The organism is Ruegeria sp. CDSA089 (assembly GCF_059612205.1).
This window is the reverse complement of record NZ_JBXWQD010000004.1, coordinates 355,016-374,835: the sequence shown is the minus strand read 5'-3', so window position 1 is coordinate 374,835 and position 19,820 is coordinate 355,016. Positions and strand designations below refer to the sequence as shown.

The 19,820-nt window shown below is 58.0% G+C and carries 25 protein-coding genes and 1 pseudogene; all 26 read left to right on the top strand.

The genetic code is table 11. From position 1 onward, the window contains the following. The first annotated feature begins 1 nt into the window (after position 1). The 26 genes and pseudogenes from rplX to AC2FJ6_RS12620 all read left to right on the top strand — a co-directional run bounded on the left by rplX (position 2) and on the right by AC2FJ6_RS12620 (position 19,811). On the top strand, positions 2 to 313 hold the full coding sequence (gene rplX, locus AC2FJ6_RS12745; protein ID WP_170356681.1) for a 50S ribosomal protein L24: 312 nt from the start codon (positions 2 to 4) through the stop codon (positions 311 to 313). Next, the gene (gene rplE / locus AC2FJ6_RS12740; protein WP_170755578.1) at positions 306 to 866 is read left to right on the top strand and encodes a 50S ribosomal protein L5; all 561 of its coding nucleotides are present in this window, start codon (positions 306 to 308) and stop codon (positions 864 to 866) included. The genes rplX and rplE overlap by 8 nt, the downstream gene beginning before the upstream one ends. A gap of 19 nt (positions 867 to 885) precedes the next feature. Further along, a complete protein-coding gene (rpsN, locus tag AC2FJ6_RS12735; RefSeq protein WP_068340744.1) occupies positions 886 to 1,191 on the top strand; it encodes a 30S ribosomal protein S14 in 306 nt (101 codons plus the stop codon). Between the two features lie 13 nt (positions 1,192 to 1,204). Further along, on the top strand, positions 1,205 to 1,597 hold the full coding sequence (rpsH, locus tag AC2FJ6_RS12730) for a 30S ribosomal protein S8 (RefSeq protein WP_068340741.1): 393 nt from the start codon (positions 1,205 to 1,207) through the stop codon (positions 1,595 to 1,597). 11 nt (positions 1,598 to 1,608) lie between these two features. Continuing rightward, positions 1,609 to 2,142 carry a 50S ribosomal protein L6 gene (gene rplF / locus AC2FJ6_RS12725; RefSeq protein ID WP_170456135.1) on the top strand — a complete coding sequence of 178 codons (534 nt, stop codon included), beginning with the start codon at positions 1,609 to 1,611 and terminating at the stop codon, positions 2,140 to 2,142. Positions 2,143 to 2,153: 11 nt separating this feature from the next. Then, entirely contained in the window at positions 2,154 to 2,513 is a 360-nt protein-coding gene (gene rplR / locus AC2FJ6_RS12720) for a 50S ribosomal protein L18 (protein ID WP_170356678.1), read from the top strand. Positions 2,514 to 2,629: 116 nt separating this feature from the next. Next, a complete protein-coding gene (rpsE, locus tag AC2FJ6_RS12715) occupies positions 2,630 to 3,193 on the top strand; it encodes a 30S ribosomal protein S5 (RefSeq protein WP_170356677.1) in 564 nt (187 codons plus the stop codon). A gap of 13 nt (positions 3,194 to 3,206) precedes the next feature. Further along, positions 3,207 to 3,395, top strand: coding sequence for a 50S ribosomal protein L30 (rpmD, locus tag AC2FJ6_RS12710; protein ID WP_074736195.1), 189 nt, complete (start codon positions 3,207 to 3,209; stop codon positions 3,393 to 3,395). A gap of 240 nt (positions 3,396 to 3,635) precedes the next feature. Then, positions 3,636 to 4,289 carry a formylglycine-generating enzyme family protein gene (locus AC2FJ6_RS12705; protein WP_170773624.1) on the top strand — a complete coding sequence of 218 codons (654 nt, stop codon included), beginning with the start codon at positions 3,636 to 3,638 and terminating at the stop codon, positions 4,287 to 4,289. Between the two features lie 56 nt (positions 4,290 to 4,345). Then, a pseudogene (locus AC2FJ6_RS12700) lies at positions 4,346 to 4,681 on the top strand (formylglycine-generating enzyme family protein); the annotation flags it as partial. Positions 4,682 to 4,923: 242 nt separating this feature from the next. Then, on the top strand, positions 4,924 to 5,139 hold the full coding sequence (locus tag AC2FJ6_RS12695; RefSeq protein ID WP_170773626.1) for a DUF1127 domain-containing protein: 216 nt from the start codon (positions 4,924 to 4,926) through the stop codon (positions 5,137 to 5,139). A gap of 201 nt (positions 5,140 to 5,340) precedes the next feature. Beyond that, positions 5,341 to 5,814 carry a 50S ribosomal protein L15 gene (rplO, locus tag AC2FJ6_RS12690; protein ID WP_170773628.1) on the top strand — a complete coding sequence of 158 codons (474 nt, stop codon included), beginning with the start codon at positions 5,341 to 5,343 and terminating at the stop codon, positions 5,812 to 5,814. A 109-nt stretch (positions 5,815 to 5,923) separates the two neighbouring features. Then, on the top strand, positions 5,924 to 7,288 hold the full coding sequence (gene secY / locus AC2FJ6_RS12685; protein ID WP_170773630.1) for a preprotein translocase subunit SecY: 1,365 nt from the start codon (positions 5,924 to 5,926) through the stop codon (positions 7,286 to 7,288). Continuing rightward, positions 7,285 to 7,932 (top strand): adenylate kinase, encoded by a 648-nt coding sequence (locus AC2FJ6_RS12680; protein WP_496669235.1) that lies wholly within the window; start codon positions 7,285 to 7,287, stop codon positions 7,930 to 7,932. The genes secY and AC2FJ6_RS12680 overlap by 4 nt, the downstream gene beginning before the upstream one ends. A gap of 210 nt (positions 7,933 to 8,142) precedes the next feature. Beyond that, positions 8,143 to 8,511 carry a 30S ribosomal protein S13 gene (gene rpsM, locus AC2FJ6_RS12675; protein WP_170456119.1) on the top strand — a complete coding sequence of 123 codons (369 nt, stop codon included), beginning with the start codon at positions 8,143 to 8,145 and terminating at the stop codon, positions 8,509 to 8,511. Positions 8,512 to 8,526: 15 nt separating this feature from the next. Continuing rightward, positions 8,527 to 8,916, top strand: a complete 390-nt coding sequence (rpsK, locus tag AC2FJ6_RS12670; protein ID WP_170462414.1) for a 30S ribosomal protein S11 — start codon at positions 8,527 to 8,529, stop codon at positions 8,914 to 8,916. A gap of 114 nt (positions 8,917 to 9,030) precedes the next feature. Beyond that, complete coding sequence (locus tag AC2FJ6_RS12665) at positions 9,031 to 10,047, top strand: DNA-directed RNA polymerase subunit alpha (protein WP_170773634.1); 1,017 nt, start codon at positions 9,031 to 9,033, stop codon at positions 10,045 to 10,047. A gap of 118 nt (positions 10,048 to 10,165) precedes the next feature. Further along, positions 10,166 to 10,588 carry a 50S ribosomal protein L17 gene (rplQ, locus tag AC2FJ6_RS12660; protein ID WP_039538314.1) on the top strand — a complete coding sequence of 141 codons (423 nt, stop codon included), beginning with the start codon at positions 10,166 to 10,168 and terminating at the stop codon, positions 10,586 to 10,588. A 130-nt stretch (positions 10,589 to 10,718) separates the two neighbouring features. Next, positions 10,719 to 12,104: a trypsin-like peptidase domain-containing protein gene (locus tag AC2FJ6_RS12655; protein WP_170773636.1), complete on the top strand. Its 1,386-nt coding sequence runs from the start codon at positions 10,719 to 10,721 to the stop codon at positions 12,102 to 12,104. Beyond that, the gene (locus tag AC2FJ6_RS12650; protein ID WP_496669233.1) at positions 12,101 to 13,411 is read left to right on the top strand and encodes a replication-associated recombination protein A; all 1,311 of its coding nucleotides are present in this window, start codon (positions 12,101 to 12,103) and stop codon (positions 13,409 to 13,411) included. Before AC2FJ6_RS12655 ends, AC2FJ6_RS12650 begins: the two co-directional genes overlap by 4 nt. Before the next feature lie 95 nt (positions 13,412 to 13,506). After that, complete coding sequence (locus AC2FJ6_RS12645; protein ID WP_170773640.1) at positions 13,507 to 14,550, top strand: RluA family pseudouridine synthase; 1,044 nt, start codon at positions 13,507 to 13,509, stop codon at positions 14,548 to 14,550. Next, positions 14,547 to 15,218, top strand: coding sequence for an HAD-IA family hydrolase (locus AC2FJ6_RS12640; RefSeq protein WP_170773642.1), 672 nt, complete (start codon positions 14,547 to 14,549; stop codon positions 15,216 to 15,218). Before AC2FJ6_RS12645 ends, AC2FJ6_RS12640 begins: the two co-directional genes overlap by 4 nt. Positions 15,219 to 15,222: 4 nt before the next feature. Continuing rightward, the gene (locus tag AC2FJ6_RS12635) at positions 15,223 to 15,930 is read left to right on the top strand and encodes an ATP12 family chaperone protein (protein ID WP_480551865.1); all 708 of its coding nucleotides are present in this window, start codon (positions 15,223 to 15,225) and stop codon (positions 15,928 to 15,930) included. Positions 15,931 to 16,137: 207 nt separating this feature from the next. Then, positions 16,138 to 17,154 carry an amino acid ABC transporter substrate-binding protein gene (locus AC2FJ6_RS12630; protein ID WP_170773646.1) on the top strand — a complete coding sequence of 339 codons (1,017 nt, stop codon included), beginning with the start codon at positions 16,138 to 16,140 and terminating at the stop codon, positions 17,152 to 17,154. 122 nt (positions 17,155 to 17,276) lie between these two features. Continuing rightward, a complete protein-coding gene (locus tag AC2FJ6_RS12625) occupies positions 17,277 to 18,509 on the top strand; it encodes an amino acid ABC transporter permease (protein WP_170773647.1) in 1,233 nt (410 codons plus the stop codon). 3 nt (positions 18,510 to 18,512) lie between these two features. Then, positions 18,513 to 19,811: an amino acid ABC transporter permease gene (locus AC2FJ6_RS12620; RefSeq protein ID WP_170773648.1), complete on the top strand. Its 1,299-nt coding sequence runs from the start codon at positions 18,513 to 18,515 to the stop codon at positions 19,809 to 19,811. Positions 19,812 to 19,820 lie beyond the last annotated feature (9 nt).

Here is a 19,820-nt window from a genome sequence, read left to right as displayed (position 1 = left end):
CATGGCTGCTAAACTCCGCAAAGGCGACAAGGTCGTCGTGCTGGCCGGCAAGGACAAGGGCAAAGAGGGAACCATTTCCTCGGTTGACCCCAAAGCCGGTAAAGCTGTTGTCGAAGGCATCAACATTGCCATCCGTCACACCCGTCAGTCGCAAACTTCGCAAGGTGGTCGTCTGCCTCAGGCAAACCCGATCCAACTGTCGAACCTGGCGCTGCTGGACAAAAACGGCAAAGCAACCCGCGTTGGCTTCCGCATGGAAGGTGACAAGAAGGTGCGCTTCGCCAAGACCACAGGGGACGTGATCGATGCTTGATTCCGCAACCTACACCCCGCGTCTGAAAGCTCAGTACGTTGAAACCATCCGTGCCGCTCTGAAAGAAGAGTTCGGCTACAAGAACGACATGCAGCTGCCCAAGCTGGAGAAAATCGTTCTGAACATCGGTTGTGGTGCTGAGGCGGTCAAAGACTCGAAGAAAGCGAAAGCTGCTGTCGAAGATCTGACTGCGATTGCTGGTCAAAAGGCCGTTGCAACCAAGGCGAAGAAGTCGATCGCGGGTTTCCGCGTCCGTGAAGACATGCCGCTGGGCGCGAAAGTGACCCTGCGCGGTGACCGGATGTACGAATTCCTAGATCGTCTGATCACCATCGCGCTGCCGCGCGTTCGTGACTTCCGCGGTGTTAAGCCGTCTTTCGATGGTCAGGGCAACTTTGCCATGGGCATGAAAGAGCACATCGTGTTCCCGGAAATCGACTTCGACAAGGTCGACGAGGTCTGGGGCCTGGATATCGTAATTGCCACCACAGCGAAAACCGACGCTGAAGCAAAGAGCCTGTTGAAAGCTTTCAACATGCCCTTCAACGCTTAAGCGCCGCGAGGATTGAGACATGGCTAAAAAAGCAATGATCGAACGCGAAAAGAAGCGCGAACGCCTGGTGGCCAAATATGCCGCAAAGCGTGCCGAGCTGAAAGAAATCGCTAATGACGAGAGCCGCCCGATGGAAGAGCGTTTCAAAGCGCGTCTGAAACTGGCGAAACTGCCGCGCAACAGCTCGGCTACCCGTCTGCACAACCGTTGTCAGCTGACCGGTCGTCCCCACGCTTACTACCGTAAGCTGAAGGTCAGCCGTATCGCGCTGCGCGAGCTGGGTTCTGCTGGTCAGATCCCCGGCATGGTGAAATCGAGCTGGTAAGGGAGACATAGATATGAATGATCCTATCGGCGATATGCTCACCCGTATCCGCAACGCGCAAATGCGCGGCAAGTCCACCGTTTCCACCCCCGCATCCAAGCTGCGTGGCTGGGTTCTGGACGTGCTGGCGGACGAAGGCTACATCCGTGGTTATGAAAAGACGACCGGTGAAAACGGTCATCCGGCCATCGAAATCAGCCTGAAATACTACGAAGGCACCCCTGTCATTCGCGAACTGAAGCGGGTTTCGAAACCCGGTCGTCGTGTCTACATGGGCGTCAATGACATTCCGCAGGTCCGTCAGGGTCTGGGCGTGTCGATTGTCAGCACTCCGAAAGGTGTGATGTCGGACGCAAACGCTCGCTCCAACAATGTTGGCGGCGAAGTGCTCTGCACCGTCTTCTAAGGAGGTCTGCAATGTCTCGTATTGGTAAAAAACCGGTCGAGCTGCCCAGCGGCGTTACCGCCTCTGTGTCTGGCCAGACCATCGAAGTGAAAGGTCCGAAAGGCACCCGCAGCTTCACCGCCACCGACGACGTTACGCTGTCGGTTGAAGACAACGTGGTCAAGATCGACCCCCGTGGCATGTCCAAGCGTGCCCGCCAGCAGTGGGGCATGAGCCGCACCATGGTTGCCAACCTGGTAACCGGTGTGACGACTGGCTTCAAAAAAGAGCTGGAGATCCAGGGTGTTGGTTACCGGGCTCAGATGCAGGGCAACACCCTGAAGCTGAACCTGGGCTACAGCCACGATGTTGATTTCACTGCCCCGGAAGGTGTCACCATCACCGCCCCGAAGCAGACCGAGATCGTTGTGGAAGGTATCGACCAGCAGCAGGTGGGCGAAGTCGCGGCCAAAATCCGCGAATGGCGTCGTCCCGAGCCGTATAAAGGCAAGGGCATCCGCTACAAGGGCGAGTTCATCTTCCGCAAGGAAGGCAAGAAGAAGTAAGGACGCAGACAATGGCAAACAGCAAAAGAACCCTGTTTCTGAAGCGCCGCCTGCGCGTTCGGAACAAACTTCGCAAAGTCAACGCCGGCCGCGTACGCCTGTCGGTTCACCGTTCGAACAAGAACATCAGCGTTCAGCTGATCGACGACGTTCGTGGCGTGACCCTGGCCGCAGCCTCGACCCTGGAAAAAGATCTGGGTGTTGTTGGCAAGAACAACGTCGAAGCGGCCACCAAAGTGGGCGCGGCCATCGCCGAGCGTGCCAAGAAGGCAGGCGTCGAAGAGGCCTATTTCGATCGTGGTGGCTTCCTGTTCCACGGCAAGGTGAAGGCAGTTGCCGACGCCGCGCGTGAAGGTGGTCTGAAGATCTAAGACCTGCGGGCAGCTTGACGGCTGCCCCGATGATCCGGGGGCCCTGACGTTAGTCGGGGCTCACTTGGATTGAAGAAAACGGCGCCGGATGCGCCACATGAGAAAAGGGATGCCAAATGGCAGAACGTGAAAACCGTCGGGGCCGTGGCCGCGACCGTGAAGAAGCACCGGAATTTGCAGATCGTCTGGTCGCAATCAACCGCGTGTCGAAAACCGTAAAAGGTGGTAAGCGCTTTGGCTTCGCCGCTCTGGTGGTTGTCGGCGATCAGAAAGGCCGCGTCGGCTTTGGCAAAGGTAAAGCGAAAGAAGTACCTGAAGCCATCCGTAAGGCGACTGAGCAAGCCAAGCGTCAGATGATCCGCGTGCAACTGCGCGAAGGTCGTACTCTGCACCACGACATCGAGGGCCGTCACGGCGCTGGTAAAGTGGTTATGCGCACCGCACCTGAAGGTACTGGTATCATCGCCGGTGGTCCGATGCGTGCCGTGTTCGAAATGCTGGGCGTTAAGGACGTTGTGTCCAAGTCGCTGGGCTCGCAGAACCCGTACAACATGATCCGCGCCACCATCAACGGCCTGCAAAAAGAGCAGAGCCCGCGTTCGGTTGCCGCACGTCGTGGCAAAAAAGTTGCTGACATCCTGCCCAAGCGGGACGAAGCACCGGCTGAAGCCGAAGCGTAAGGAGTAGCGTACCATGGCAAAAACCATCGTCGTCAAGCAGATCGGTTCCCCGATCCGCCGCCCCGCCGAACAGCGCGCAACCCTGATCGGTCTGGGCCTGAACAAGATGCACCGCACCCGTGAGCTGGAGGATACGCCTTCGGTCCGCGGCATGGTCAACAAGATCCCGCATCTGGTCGAGATCATCGAAGAGCGCGGCTAAGCGCTGCATCTGTTAAGAATTGAAAGGCCCCCGTTGTTAGCGGGGGCTTTTTTCGTGCTTCAAAGTTAGTTTGTCCGCTTTGTGCCCAAAGCGGACGAAGCCCGGATGCCATTCTGTTAGTTATTGCTTTGGCAGCAACCATCTTATTCTGGCTGTAGGTCAAGATGTCTGGAGGCTAGCAATTGATAAACTAATGAGAGATTGTCTCTACAAAGTAATTGCGAAAATGGGATTTACTCCTTGTTATCTAACAAATCGATGCTCGCGCTTGGTCTGCTTGGCATCTTCTCCCTTCCTGTGCGGGCTGAGTTCATCCTTGAAGAGGAGGCTAACGTCGTTCCATTGGAAGTATTTCAGGAATGCGATGTTTGCCCAGAAATGATCGCATTGCCGCTCGGCAAGTTTCTGATGGGTGGGCCGCCGGGAGAATCTCGTTTGAATGTTCACTTGAACGCGAATCCTATGCGGATGGCTACACCTGAAGACCCCTATATAGCTTATCAAGAAGGACCAATACACACGGTCATGATCGATATCCCTATAGCTATGGGACGAAACGAGATCACTCATGACCAGTGGATGGCCTGTGTGGATGATGGAGGGTGCGGAGGACATATCCCGCAGAGTTGCATTCTCCAGAAAGATGCTCCTTGTGCAGAGGTAACTGGTTCTCATCCTGTTGTGGATGTCTCACACGCGGATGCAGTGGCCTACACGCAATGGCTAAACGAAAAAGTAGGAGTAAACGCATATAGACTGCCGACTGAGGCAGAGTGGGAATACGCTGCTCGATCTGGGACCACGACGGCTTTTGCACAAGGTGACGAGATAACAACCGATCAGGCAAACTTTAATGGAACGGCGACTCAAGTAATGTTGGGGAACCGAACCTAGACCTTGTTCATAGAGGTAAGCCTGTTCTAGTAAATCAGCTTGAAGCGGCGAACTTATGGGGCCTGAGACATATGTCAGGCAATGTTTCTGAGCACACGTTGTCTTGTTGGACAAATACATACAAGGGTTGGGCGAGTTCCAGTACCTATTTGAAAATGTCACGCCTGCCAAATTGTGAGCTTCGAGTGATACGGGGCGGCGCATATTGGATCGCCATGGATTTTTCCCGAGTGGCATTTAGAGGCCGAGGAACCGAAAGCGCGAGGTCTACAGCATTTGGCTTTAGAGTTTTACGAGAATTACTATCGTCAAGAAAGAGAAAATGGATAAGTGTGCGAGCAGTTCGATTGCTAGTGGACCCTATATTTTGTTGCCGTTTTATGGGGTTCTAGAATTGGCCTGCAGAATATGGCGCCGAAGTACATAAAGGTCCGCTCTGTCCCGCAATGTGGACACTCGTCTGATTCAGCGCAACGGGCACAAACTCCTGTATCGCTATTCCCTCAACGCATACCGGATAGACCGAAACATCCGTTGTTAGCGATACCCGGCCTCCTTATCTGAGCCCTGTCCCAAACAGGAACGCAAACAGTCACTCGGGGAATTCGCCTCGGGCTTAGAAAGGAAACGAACCATGGCACATACAGCAACATTTACTCGCGAAGGCTTTGGCCTGACCGCCCGCATCACAGCGCTCGTTGCGCGCATCAAAGAGGGTTTTGCCCTGCGCACCGAGTACAACCGCACCTATGCAGAGCTGCAAAGCCTGTCCGATCGGGAACTGAACGACATCGGTGTGCGTCGCTGCGATATCAAAGACATCGCGCGTGAGCACACATACTGCTCGTAACGCTACCACCACTCACCGATGAAGGGGCGCCAAATTGGCGCCTCTTTTGGTTTTCGGTGGTGCGATACAACAAACCTTGCATCCTGCGGAACAAAGCTGTAGAGCGCTTCGGTGGATTTGTGTCCACGAGAATCAAAACCAAGAAATGCCGCGTTTGGCCCATCACGCTTCGGGGGTCACATCCGGCTAAGGAGAAGCGAAATGAAACTGCACGAATTGCGCGATAATGCTGGCGCCGCCCCGAAACGCACCCGCGTTGGCCGTGGTCCGGGTTCCGGCAAAGGTAAAATGGGTGGCCGTGGTATCAAGGGCCAGAAATCCCGTTCGGGTGTGGCCATCAACGGCTACGAAGGTGGCCAGATGCCGCTGTACCAGCGCCTGCCCAAGCGTGGCTTCAACAAGCCGAACCGCAAGGAATTCGCCGTTATCAACCTGGGCCTGATCCAGAAATTCGTTGACGCGGGCAAGCTGGACGCATCGGCTGCGATCACCGAGGATGCGCTGGTCGCTTCCGGTCTGGTGCGCCGCAAACTGGACGGTATCCGCGTTCTGGCCAAAGGCGAAATCAGCGCCAAAGTGAACCTGGAAGTAACCGGTGCTTCGAAATCTGCTGTTGAGGCAGTTGAGAAAGCGGGCGGTTCACTGACGGTCACAAAAGCCGCTGCGGCAGAGTAAGCGCTTGTGAGCGGGCCAAGACCCGCTTACATAGACTTCAGAGTTTTCCAAGACGCCGCCCGAGCCGGAAAACGGTTCCGGGCGGTGTTTGCATAAGAGAGACCGATTTATGGTATCAGCAGCAGAACAAATGGCAGCCAACACAAGCTGGGCTGCTTTGGGCAAAGCCACCGATCTGCGCAACCGCATCCTGTTCACGCTTGCATTGCTGATCGTCTATCGTCTGGGCACCTTTATTCCGGTTCCGGGCATCGACGGCCAAGCACTGCGCGAGTTCATGGAGCAAGCGGGGCAGGGCATCGGCGGCATGGTTTCGATGTTTACCGGCGGGGCGCTGGGGCGGATGGGTATCTTTGCCCTCGGCATCATGCCCTACATTTCGGCCTCGATCATCGTGCAGCTGCTGACATCTATGGTTCCCGCGCTCGAACAGCTCAAGAAAGAGGGCGAGCAGGGCCGCAAGAAGATCAACCAATATACCCGTTTCGGCACCGTGGCCTTGGCCACCGTTCAGGCTTACGGTCTGGCGGTTTCGTTGGAATCGGGCGATCTGGCAACCGATCCGGGCCTGTTCTTCCGCCTGTCGACCATGATCACCTTGGTTGGTGGCACCATGTTCCTGATGTGGCTGGGTGAGCAGATCACAGCACGCGGCATCGGCAACGGTATCTCTCTGATCATCTTCGTGGGCATCATCGCCGAAGTTCCGGCCGCTTTGGCACAGTTCTTCGCTTCGGGCCGCTCGGGCGCGATCAGCCCTGCTGTGATCATCGGTGTGATCGTGATGGTGATTGCCGTGATTACATTCGTGGTCTTCATGGAACGCGCCTTGCGCAAGATCCATATTCAATACCCGCGTCGTCAGGCCGGTATGAAGATCTATGAGGGCGGCTCGAGCCACCTGCCGGTCAAAGTGAACCCAGCGGGCGTGATCCCGGCGATCTTTGCCAGCTCGCTGCTGCTGCTGCCGGTGACGATCTCAACCTTCTCTTCGGGGGCGACCAACGGGCCGGTCATGTCTTGGCTTCTGGCCAACTTTGGTCCCGGCCAGCCGCTGTATCTGCTGTTCTTCGCTTCGATGATCGTTTTCTTTGCCTATTTCTACACGTTCAACGTGTCGTTCAAACCGGACGATGTGGCGGACAACCTGAAAAAGCAGAACGGTTTTGTGCCGGGCATCCGTCCGGGCAAGAAAACCGCCGAGTATCTAGAATACGTGGTCAACCGCGTACTTGTTCTGGGTTCGGCCTATCTGGCAGCGGTCTGTCTGTTGCCTGAAATTCTTCGGGGCCAGTTTGCCATCCCGTTCTATTTCGGCGGCACCTCGGTTCTGATTATCGTCTCTGTGACCATGGACACGATCCAACAGGTCCAGAGCCACCTGCTGGCGCACCAATACGAAGGGCTGATCGAAAAGTCCCAACTGCGCGGCAAAGGCAAGAAACGTGGCAGGAAGGGACCCGCTCGTCGATGAACATCATTCTTCTCGGCCCCCCGGGGGCAGGCAAAGGAACGCAAGCGCGTCACTTGGTTGAAACCCGCGGCATGGTCCAGCTGAGCACTGGCGACATGCTGCGTGAAGCCAAAGACAGCGGCACCGAAATGGGCAACCGCGTAGCCGAGGTGATGGCTAAGGGCCAGCTTGTGACGGATGAGATCGTGATCGGCCTGATCCGCGAAACGTTGGAACAAGGCGCTGAAGGCGGGTTCATCTTTGACGGTTTCCCGCGCACTCTGGCCCAAGCTGATGCGCTGGGTGAATTGCTGGACAGCACCGGCGAGACGCTGGACGCGGTCATCGCAATGGAAGTGAACGACGACGCTCTGGTCGCACGTATCACGGCTCGGTCAACCTGCGGCGGTTGCGGTGAAGTCTACAACGACATCACTAAACCGATCCCGGCGGACGGCAAATGCTCGAACTGCGGCAAGGAAGGTGACTTCAAACGCCGTGCGGACGACAATGAGGAAAGCCTCAAGACCCGTCTGATGGAGTACTACAAAAAGACCTCAATGCTCATCGGCTATTATCACGCCAAGGGCAACCTGTCCTGGGTTGATGGTCTGGGCGAGATTGATGAGGTTCAGGACGCGATTGCTGGCGTGTTGGACGCCTGATCGATCCACATTTGAATATGGGCTTGACGGCACTGCCAAAAGCCCATATCGACCCCCATCCCTAAAGGGAATCAAGACTGCGTGAGGGATTCGTCCCAACCGCCCCGACCACCTCGAATAATGCTGGGCCCGCTGGCGACACTGCCAAGGTCAAGCGTTGTGAAAAAAGGTTCTGGAGTTACGGAACCGCAACGAAAAGGAAAGTGACACGTGGCACGTATTGCCGGCGTAAACATCCCGACTGCAAAGCGGGTACCTATCGCCCTCACATATATCACCGGTATCGGCAACACCTCGGCCAAAGCGATTTGCGAAGCCGTGGGCATTGAAGCGACCCGTCGCGTCAACGAACTGTCCGACGCCGAAGTTCTGAAAATCCGCGAGTACATCGACGAAAACTACACTGTCGAAGGTGACCTGCGTCGTGAAGTTCAGATGAACGTCAAACGCCTGATGGACCTGGGCTGCTACCGCGGTCTGCGTCACCGCCGCAACCTGCCGGTTCGCGGTCAGCGTACCCACACCAATGCTCGTACCCGCAAAGGCCCCGCGAAGGCCATTGCTGGTAAGAAGAAATAAGGGAGGGTCTGACCGATGGCACGCGATAAGACTCGCATCAAGCGCAAAGAGCGTAAGAACATCGCATCGGGCGTTGCCCATGTGAACTCGACCTTCAACAACACCAAAATCCTGATCTCGGACGTACAGGGCAACGCCATTTCGTGGTCGTCTGCCGGTACCATGGGCTTCAAAGGCTCGCGGAAATCGACACCTTACGCCGCTCAGATGGCTGCAGAAGATGCAGGCAAGAAGGCGCAGGAACATGGCGTCAAAACGCTGGAAGTCGAAGTTCAAGGCCCTGGTTCGGGTCGTGAATCGGCTCTGCGCGCTCTGGCTGCTGTGGGCTTCAACATCACGTCGATCCGCGACGTGACGCCGATTGCGCACAATGGTTGCCGCCCGCCGAAGCGTCGCCGCGTCTAAGCGATTTTGAATTGAGCTGGGGCTGTGTTTTTGCACGGCCCCAGCACGTCATTTTGAACCTCGGGCGTCTGCACCTTGTTGGTCATGGGGCGCGGACAGGAATGGAGGGATTACATGATCCATAAGAATTGGGCAGAATTGATCAAGCCGACTCAGCTGGACGGCAAGCCGGGCAACGACCCTGCGCGTCAGGCAACGCTGGTTGCTGAACCGCTGGAGCGTGGCTTTGGTCTGACTTTGGGTAACGCGCTGCGCCGCGTTCTAATGAGCTCGCTGCAAGGTGCGGCCATCACCAGCGTTCAGATCGACAACGTCCTGCACGAGTTCTCGTCGGTTGCTGGTGTCCGCGAAGACGTCACCGACATCATCCTGAACCTCAAAGGCGTGTCGCTGCGTATGGAAGTCGAAGGTCCCAAGCGCCTGTCGATCAATGCCAAAGGCCCCGCCGTTGTCACCGCTGGTGACATCAGCGAAAGCGCCGGTATCGAGGTTCTCAACCGCGATCACGTCATCTGCCACCTGGATGATGGCGCCGACCTGTTCATGGAACTGACCGTCAACACCGGCAAGGGTTACGTCTCGGCTGAGAAGAACAAGCCCGAAGATGCACCCATCGGCCTGATCCCGATCGACGCGATCTATTCGCCGGTCAAGAAGGTTGCCTATGACGTTCAGCCGACCCGTGAAGGTCAGGTTCTGGACTATGACAAACTGACCCTGAAGATCGAAACCGATGGTTCGATCACTCCCGAAGACGCGTTGGCATTTGCCGCACGCATCCTTCAGGATCAGCTGTCGATCTTTGTCAACTTCGACGAGCCGGAATCGGCCAGCCGCCAAGACGAAGACGATGGTCTGGAGTTCAACCCGCTGCTGCTGAAGAAAGTGGACGAGCTGGAACTGTCGGTCCGTTCGGCAAACTGCCTGAAGAACGACAACATCGTCTATATCGGCGACCTGATTCAGAAGACCGAAGCCGAGATGCTGCGCACCCCGAACTTCGGCCGCAAGTCGCTGAACGAGATCAAGGAAGTGCTGTCCGGCATGGGTCTGCACCTCGGCATGGATGTCGAGGATTGGCCGCCCGACAACATCGAAGATCTGGCGAAGAAATTCGAAGACGCGTTCTAAGCGCGTGTTCACAAATGCCCGGACTTCCGGGGATCATATGGGCACTTCCGCCCCAAGGAGAGCCGGTGACACGCATCGCCGGCCAGACAAAGCACAACGCGAAAGAAGGAACTAGAAAATGCGTCACGCACGTGGTTACCGCCGCCTGAACCGTACTCATGAGCACCGTAAGGCTCTGTTTGCAAACATGGCTGGCTCGCTCATCGAACATGAGCAAATCAAAACGACTCTGCCCAAGGCAAAAGAACTGCGCCCGATCATCGAAAAGCTGGTCACTCTGGGCAAGCGCGGCGACCTGCACGCCCGCCGTCAGGCCGCAGCACAGCTGAAAGAAGACAAAGACGTCGCCAAGCTGTTCGAAGTTCTGGGCCCCCGCTACGCCGAGCGTCAGGGCGGTTATGTCCGCATCCTGAAAGCAGGCTTCCGCTATGGCGACATGGCGCCGATGGCGATCATCGAATTCGTTGATCGTGACGTCGACGCCAAAGGCGCAGCCGACAAGGCCCGCGTTGCCGCCGAAGAAGCCGCTGACGAAGAATAAGATCAGGCCGTCTGGCTGATTAGAAACCTCCGCGCCACGTCGGGCGGAGGTTTTTCTTTTGCGGCATCGCTGACTTGCATTCGGCTGCGCGGGTCCGCATATCTGGGGCGATCCAAATCCCGGAGGTCTCATGATCCGCGTCTTACTGACCCTGATGCTATTGAGTCTTGCATCCCACAGCCACGCTGAAACCAAAGTGCCGACCTCTCAGGCCGAAATCAGTCTCGGCTTTGCGCCGGTGGTGAAGCAAGCGGCACCGGCGGTAGTAAATATCTATGCCAAGATCGTGCGGGAAGGGCGGGGGAACACTCTGTTTTCGGACCCGTTTTTTCAGGACTTTTTCGGCCGCGGTTTTGCCGAGCCGCGCCCAAGGGTTCAGAACTCGCTGGGGTCGGGGGTGATCCTGACCGCAGATGGGTATGTGGTGTCGAACTTCCACGTTGTAGGCAAGGCGACTGAGATCCGGGTGGTCACGACCGATCGTCGCGAGTATTCCGCGCAGGTGGTGCTGGGCGATAAGGAAAGCGACATCGCCATTCTGCGTTTGGATGAGGCCGAGGCGTTGCCCTATCTGCCTCTGCGCGATTCCGATCAGGTTGAGGTTGGTGAACTGGCGCTGGCCATTGGCAACCCGTTTGGCGTCGGACAAACGGTCTCGTCTGGGATTGTCTCGGGGTTGGCGCGTACGGGCACGGCGACGGGTAACGCGCGGGGCTATTTCATCCAGACCGATGCGGCGATCAATCCGGGCAATTCCGGCGGAGCATTGATTGACGTGAACGGTGATCTGATCGGCATCAACACCGCGATCCTGACGCGTTCGGGCGGGTCGAATGGAATCGGCTTTGCAATTCCGGCCAATTTGGTTGCGGAATTCCTGCGTCAGGCGCAGGCTGGAAATAACAGTTTCATAAGCCCATGGGCCGGGATGGCGGGCCAGCACATGAGTGCGGACATCGCCGAGTCTCTGGGTCTTGTAATTCCGCAGGGCGTCGTGGTGTCCGATCTGCATCCGCTCAGTCCTTTGGGCGAAGCCGGGTTGCGGGTTGGCGACGTGGTGACGCATGTGGATGGGGACGAGGTGAACTCACCCGCTGAAATGAAGTTTCGCATGTCTGTCGCGGGTGTGGGCGGCAGCTCGGTCCTGACGCTGTTGCGGGGCGAAGTTCGGGAAGAGGTCGAGATCGCCCTGATCAAAGCGCCCGAGGTTCCGCCCTCGGACGATACGATACTGGACAACCAGACGGTTATGCCTGGGTTGAAAGTAGCGCGGATCAACCCGGCTGTCATTGCACGGATGGGGTTGATCTTGTCGCAGACCGGCGTGGTCGTCACCGATCCGGGGCGCTATGGCGGGCGCTCGGGTCTGCGTGTGGGTGACGTAGTCAACAGCATCAATGGGGTCTCAATTGACCACCCTGATGATGTGGTTCAGGCGCTGACCGATCCGGGGCGCAGATTGCAGCTGGATGTGTTGCGCGGGGGGCGTTCGGTTTCGGTAAGGTTCCGCTTGTGAGTGATCTGTTCGATACCGGCGCGGCGCAACCAGCCCCGTCAGCGCATCGTCCGTTGGCCGACCGTTTGCGTCCCCAAAGCTTGGCGGATGTGATCGGGCAGGAGCAGGTCCTGGGACCGGATGCTCCGTTGGGTGTCATGCTGGCCTCGGGCAGCCTGTCCAGCCTGATCTTTTGGGGGCCGCCGGGCGTGGGCAAAACGACTATTGCACGCCTCTTGGCGCAGGAAACCGACCTTCATTTCGTGCAGATCAGCGCGATTTTCTCTGGTGTTCCCGATTTGCGTAAGGTCTTCGAGGCCGCGAAAATCCGTCACCAGAACGGGCAGGGTACGCTGCTGTTCGTGGATGAGATCCATCGGTTCAACAAGGCCCAGCAGGATGGGTTTTTGCCGTATATGGAAGACGGCACGATCCTGCTGGTGGGGGCGACGACCGAGAACCCCTCGTTCGAGTTGAACGCCGCTGTGCTGAGCCGCGCGCAGGTGTTAGTGCTGGAACGCCTTGATCTGGCCGATCTGGAACGTCTGACCCAGCGTGCCGAAAAGGAACTGGGCACGGCACTGCCCCTGACCGGCCCCGCACGCGAGGCACTACAGGAAATGGCCGATGGCGACGGGCGGGCGTTGTTGAATCTGATCGAACAAATCGCAGCGTGGAAAGTAGACGCGCCGCTGGACCCGGATGCACTATCGACCCGTCTGATGCGGCGGGCGGCGAAATACGACAAGTCGGGGGATGAACACTACAACCTAATCTCGGCCCTGCATAAATCGGTGCGCGGGTCGGACCCAGATGCGGCGCTGTACTGGTTCGCGCGGATGCTGAACGGGGGTGAAGACCCGCGCTATTTGGCGCGACGCATCACGCGCATGGCGGTCGAGGATATCGGGCTGGCCGATCCGCAGGCACAGGCGATCTGTCTGCAATCTTGGCAGACCTATGAACGCCTTGGCAGCCCCGAGGGCGAGCTGGCGCTGGCGCTGGCGCTGGTCTATCTGGCGCTCGCCCCCAAATCGAACGGGGCCTATGTGGGATATAAGGAGGCGATGCGGCTGGCCAAGCAATCCGGCAGTGAACCGCCGCCCAAGCATATCCTGAACGCGCCGACCTCGCTCATGAAGGATCAGGGCTATGGCGCGGGCTATGCCTATGACCATGATGCCGAGGATGGGTTTTCCGGCCAGAACTATTTTCCCGACGGGATGGACAGGCCTGAGCTGTATCAACCGGTCGAACGCGGGTTCGAGCGCGAGTTGAAAAAACGGTTGGACTATTTCGCCAAGCTGCGGGCGCAACGCAACGGTTGACTCTGCCGGTAAGGCACGCCACAGACGCGCATGTTTTCAATGGCACTGAATGGCATGCAATCCGCGCGGACCCGCCGCGTGAAGGGGATATCGGTATGAGTGGCGTACAAATGATCACCGTGGCAGAAGGCGATGGCGACCAGCGGATTGACCGTTGGCTGCGCCGTCTATTTCCGCATGTCAGCCAGGGCCGCATCGAAAAGATGTGCCGTAAGGGTGAATTGCGCGTGGATGGCGGACGGGTGAAAGCCGCGACCCGGCTTGAGGCCGGGCAGGTCGTGCGCGTGCCACCTCTGCCCGACGCAGATCACAAACCGGCCGAGGTTAAGCGGCGGATTTCGGATGCCGATGCCAAGATGATCCAGTCCTGCGTGATTTACCGTGATGACCACGTGCTGGCGCTGAACAAACCGCATGGCCTGCCCGTGCAGGGCGGCAGTGGTCAGACGCGGCATGTGGACAGCCTGTCCGAGGCGCTACGCTTTGGCTATGACGAGAACCCGCGCCTTGTGCATCGGTTGGACAAGGACACATCCGGCGTTCTGCTGCTGGCTCGCACGCGCGAGGCCGCCAAGGGCCTGACCGCAGCCTTTCGCCACCGCGATACGCGCAAGATCTATTGGGCCCTGGTCGCCGGTGTGCCGACCCCCTATCTGGGCGAGATCAAGACCGGCCTGGTCAAGGCCGCCGGTCATGGCAAGCACGGCGAGGGCGAGAAAATGATCCCCGTCCATCTGAACGAGGTCAACGACACCCCCGGCGCGAAGCGGGCGCATACGCATTATGCCACGCTCTACCGTGTGGCCGGGCGCGCAGCTTGGGTCGCGATGGAGCCGATCACCGGCCGCACGCATCAGCTGAGGGCGCATATGGCGGCGATTGGTCATCCGATCATCGGTGACGGCAAATATGGCGGCTCGGGTCAGGAAAACCTTGGCGATGGCTGGGGTGCGCAGTTGGGCGGGATCATCAGCAAAAAGCTGCACCTGCATGCGCGGCAGGCCTCGTTCGAACACCCGGTGACGCGCAAGACGATCACCGTGAAGGCCCCCTTGCCGGATCACATGAAACACAGCTGGGACACCTTCGGCTGGACCGAGGATTTGGCCGCCGACGACCCGTTCGAGGAACTGCAATGAGCGCACCCCTGCGTTTGGTGCTGTTCGACGTGGACGGCACTCTGGTCGACAGTCAGGGCAGTATCGTTGCTGCTATGACCGCCAGTTTCAACGCGCTGTCCCTGCCGGTGCCGGAGCGCACGGCGATCCTGTCCATTGTTGGCCTGTCGCTGCCCAAGGCGCTGGCGCAGCTTGCGCCGCAGCATTCGGATGCGGATCAGGCGCGGCTGGTCGAGGAGTATAAACAGGCCTATCACGCGCATCGGCTGGAACAGGGCATGGCGGGATCGCCGCTCTATCCCGGTGCCCGCGAGGTGATTGAAGCGTTGCACGCCATCCCCGAGGTGCTGCTGGGTGTGGCGACCGGCAAATCTCAACGCGGATTGGATGCGCTGATCGAAGGACACGGGTTGCAAGGCTATTTCGTCACGCGGCAGGTGGCAGATCATCACCCTTCAAAACCGCACCCGTCGATGATTGACACCGCGCGAGCCGAGACAGGGGTTGAGGCAATCGATACCGTGATGATCGGCGACACCCGGTTTGACATGGATATGGCCGCTGCTGCCGGTGTGCGCAGCGTCGGCGTCACATGGGGTTACCACGCGCGTCCCGCGCTAGAGGCTGCGACCACCATCATTGAAACATTCGACCAGTTGCCTGGCGCACTGGAGCAAATCTGGACCTGACACGATGAGCGACTGGAAACCGAAACGATTCTGGACCCAAAGCGCAGTGGTTGAGACCGAAGGCGGCTTTACCGTCGAGCTGGATGGCCGCCGGGTCAAAACACCTGCCAAGGCGGGGCTGGTTGTGCCGACACAGGCCATGGCGCAGGAGATTGCCACCGAGTGGGACGCGCAGGAAAAAGAGGTCGACCCGACCACGATGCCCTTCACGCGCTCGGCCAATGCCGCAATCGACAAGGTCCGGCATCAGCACGCCGAGGTTGCAGACATGCTGGCCGACTACGGCGATTCGGACCTTCTGTGCTACCGCGCCACGCACCCGCAAGAGTTGCAGCAACGACAGGCGGATCAGTGGGACCCCGCCCTTGATTGGGCGGCCGAGACGCTCGCCGCGCGCCTGCTGCCGGTCGCCGGGGTTTTGCATCATCCCCAAGACCCGCAAGCCCTGCTGGGCCTGCGCCAACGTGTCCATGATTTCACGGACTTCCAATTGGCCGCCTTCCACGATCTGGTCAGCCTGTCTGGTTCACTGGTGCTTGGATTCGCTGCTACCGCAGATTGGCGCCCTGCCGAGGAGATCTGGCAAGCCTCTCGATTGGACGAGTTGTGGCAAATCGAACAATGGGGTCACGACGACGAGGCCCACGCCGCGTCCGAGGTCAAAAGGGCCGCTTTCCTACACGCCAAGCGGTTCTTTGACCTCTCGGTTTGAGCCCTTATGCCGGAATTTTTGCCGTTACTGCGGACATCTGGAAGATGATCCATCGTTTTCACTGATCCGACCCTTGACGTTTGTTTATGAATGCGACCAAACTCGGGCGCACTAAAGGGGAGACACCTTTGGGGAAACCTTTCTGGTGCCAAAGGTGCCGGACAGAGCCGTCTCTGGAAAGAGGCGGAAAATCAGGAAGAGGTAAAAATGAAAAAATCCGTAATCTTGGGCGTGGCAACCGTTGCCGGCCTGGCTGCAGGCGCAGCGGCAGCGGGGACTGTCGATGATGTCAAAGCGCGCGGTAAGCTGAACTGCGGTGTGACCACCGGTCTGGTTGGCTTTGCCGCACCCGACGCGAATGGCGAATGGCAAGGCTTTGACGTCTCGCTGTGCCGCGCGGTCGCTGCTGCTGTTCTGGGCGATGCGAGCGCCGTAGAATTCGTTCCGACCACTGGCAAGACCCGTTTCACCGCGCTGGCCTCGGGCGAGATCGACATGCTGGCCCGTAACACCACCTGGACCTTCAGCCGCGACGTCGACCTGAAGTTCGAATTCGTGGGCGTGAACTACTATGACGGTCAGGGCTTTATGGTTCCCAAGGCGCTGGGTGTTAGCTCGGCCAAAGAACTGGACGGCGCAACCGTCTGCATCCAGACCGGCACCACGACAGAGCTGAACCTGGCGGACTTCTTCCGCTCGAACAACATCAGCTACGAGCCGGTTCCGATCGAAACCAACGCCGAAGCGCAGCAGCAGTACCTGGCTGGCGCATGTGACGTCTACACCACCGACGCATCGGGCCTGGCCGCAACCCGCGCCACGTTCGAAGATCCGGCGGCGCATGTCCTTCTGCCCGAAATCATCTCGAAAGAGCCTCTGGGCCCGCTGGTCCGTCACGGCGATCACGAGTGGGGCGACGTTGTCCGCTGGACTCTGAACGCGCTGGTCTCGGCTGAAGAGCTGGGCGTGACCTCGGCAAACATCGACGAGATGGCCGCTGGCACCAACAACCCCGAAGTGAACCGTCTGCTGGGCAGCGAAGGCACTCTGGGTGAGATGCTGGGCCTCGACGCTCAGTGGGCGATGCGCGCGATCAAATCGGGCGGCAACTATGGTGAAGTCTTTGCCAAGAACATCGGCGAAGAAACTCCGATCGGTCTGGCACGCGGCCTGAACGCGCAGTGGACCGATGGCGGCCTGCTGTACTCGCCGCCGTTCCGCTAAATCCTAAGGAAAAGGGCGCGGGGGAACCTGCGCCCTTTTCTCATCAAATTGCTGCGGACAGCTCATGAGCGGGGAGAACCCTGCCGGAAAAGAAGAATCCGCAGACTACGGGGATCCAAAATATGTCGACTATGACCGACCCGCCGAAAGCTGACTTTCGGTTGTCTATGCTCATAAACGATACCCGCTATCGCTCGCTGACATTTCAAGTGATCGCGGCCATCGCTATTGCGCTTTCCATTTGGTATCTGGGCAATAACCTGATCCAGAACCTGCGGGCCGCAGGCCTGAACATTTCCTATACTTTTCTGGGCGATCCGTCCGGATACGACATCAACCAGCGTTTGATCGAATATGACAGCCAGTCCTCGCATGGACGTGCGGCTGTTGTGGGCATTCTGAACACTCTGCTGGTGGCGTTTCTTGCGTGTATCACCGCCACTGTCTTTGGAGTGATCGCTGGGGTCTTGCGTCTGTCGAACAACTGGCTTGTCTCAAAGCTAATGGCGGTCTACGTCGAGATCTTCCGGAATATTCCTGTGCTGATCTGGATCATCATCATCTTTACGATCATGACGGCTGTGCTGCCGGGTCCGCGCGCCTTCCGAGGTGACAACCCGACTTCAAGTATGCTGTTTGACTTGTTCGCCTTTACCAACCGCGGCGTTTATATCCCCGGGCCTCATTTCTCTAGCGGTTTTTTCAGTGCAGCTTTTCTGAATTGGTTGCTGGTGATTGCTGTATTGATTGGTTCGTGGTTCGCCTCGCGCGAGGTTGAGAAGCGTGCAACCCTGCAACAGGAACAGACCGGCCAACGACCCAAAACCGGCCTTGTCAAACTGGGTGTCTGGCTAGTGCCCGTCGCGTTGCTGATGGTGCTGATGGGGCTGACTTGGGATGTGCCTGAGCTGAAGGGTTTTAACTTCTCCGGTGGCATCAAGATCGGTGGACCTCTGATCGCACTTTGGTTCGCCTTGTCGATCTATACTGGCGCCTTCATCGCGGAAAACGTGCGCGCGGGCATTCAGGCGATCAGCAAAGGCCAGACTGAGGCTGCTGCTGCGTTGGGCCTGCGCCCCGGTCGGATCATGAATCTTGTGATCCTGCCTCAGGCATTGCGTGTGATTATCCCGCCGTTGATTTCACAGTACTTGAACATCACCAAGAACTCGTCACTGGCGATTGCCGTGGGGTATGCGGATATCACCGCCACTTTGGGGGGGATCACGCTGAACCAGACTGGCCGCGCGATTGAGTGTGTTCTGCTGCTTATGCTGTTCTATCTGACGGCTTCGCTGCTGATCTCGATGGCGATGAACGTCTACAACGCATCCGTCAAGTTGAAGGAGCGCTGAGCCATGGCTGATCAAACAACAAATCCGATCGCTTTTGTGGCTGAAGGCACCATTCCTCCTTCTCCTCCACCAGCGAACCAGACGGGGATCGTCAAATGGCTGCGCGAGAACCTGTTCTCGGGCGTGACCAACACGATCCTGACGCTTCTGTCTTTGATTCTGATCTATGTTCTGCTCAAAAACACGTTGCCGTGGATTGTGAACGGGGTATGGAATGCCAATTCTCTGGCGGAATGCCGTGAAATTCTGGCTGGTAAGACTGGGGCCTGTTTCGCGGTTCTTACAGAACGCTGGCCGCAACTGATCTACGGTTTCAAATACCCTGACGAGGCCTACTGGCGCCCGAATCTGGCATTCGTATTGATGTTGGTGGCTCTGGCACCGGTCCTGTTCTTTGACCTGCCGCGCAAGCTGCTGGTGTTCACGGCGCTCTACCCCTTTATCGCTTTCTGGCTGATCTGGGGCGGCACTATTTTGGTTCCACTCGTGGCATTGGTTGGCTTTATAGCGGCAGGAGCAGTGTTTCAGAAGCTTGGCCGCAACAGCTTCGCTGCAGGGTTCTTCGGCGCGATCGTGGTGGCTCTGATTGTCTGGAATATCGGCGGGGCTCTGATCCCGGAAGATGCCAACGAAGGGGCTATGCTCACGGCAGTTCCAAGTCGTGATCTGGGCGGCTTCATGCTGAACATGATGCTGGGCCTGACCTGCGTGTCACTGTCGGTTCCGCTTGGGATTGCACTTGCACTGGGTCGTCAATCTTCCATGCCGCTGATCAAGTGGGTCTGTGTCATCTTCATCGAATTCATCCGTGGCGTGCCTCTGATCACGCTGCTGTTCGTGGCTTCGGTGATGCTGGCCTATTTCTTCCCGCCTGACAGCACGGTCGACCTGTTCCTGCGCGTTGTGATCATGATCACCATGTTCTCGGCCGCTTATATCGCGGAGGTTATCCGTGGCGGTCTGGCAGCGCTTCCACGTGGACAGTACGAGGCAGCAGATAGTCTAGGCTTGGATTACCCTCAGGCGATGCGCCTGATCATCCTGCCGCAGGCACTGAAGATCTCGATCCCTGGTATCGTGAACGTGGCCGTTGGCCTGTTCAAGGACACCACACTGGTTTCGGTCATTTCGATGTTCGATCTGGTGGGCATGATCCGGGGCCCCATCCTGGCGTCGACCGAATGGAACGGCGTCTATTGGGAGCTTCTGGGCTTTGCCGCGCTTCTGTTCTTCGTCGTCTGTTACGGCATCTCTCAATATTCCCAGTGGCTCGAGCGTCGCCTTGCCACGGACCATCGTTAAGGAGTTCAA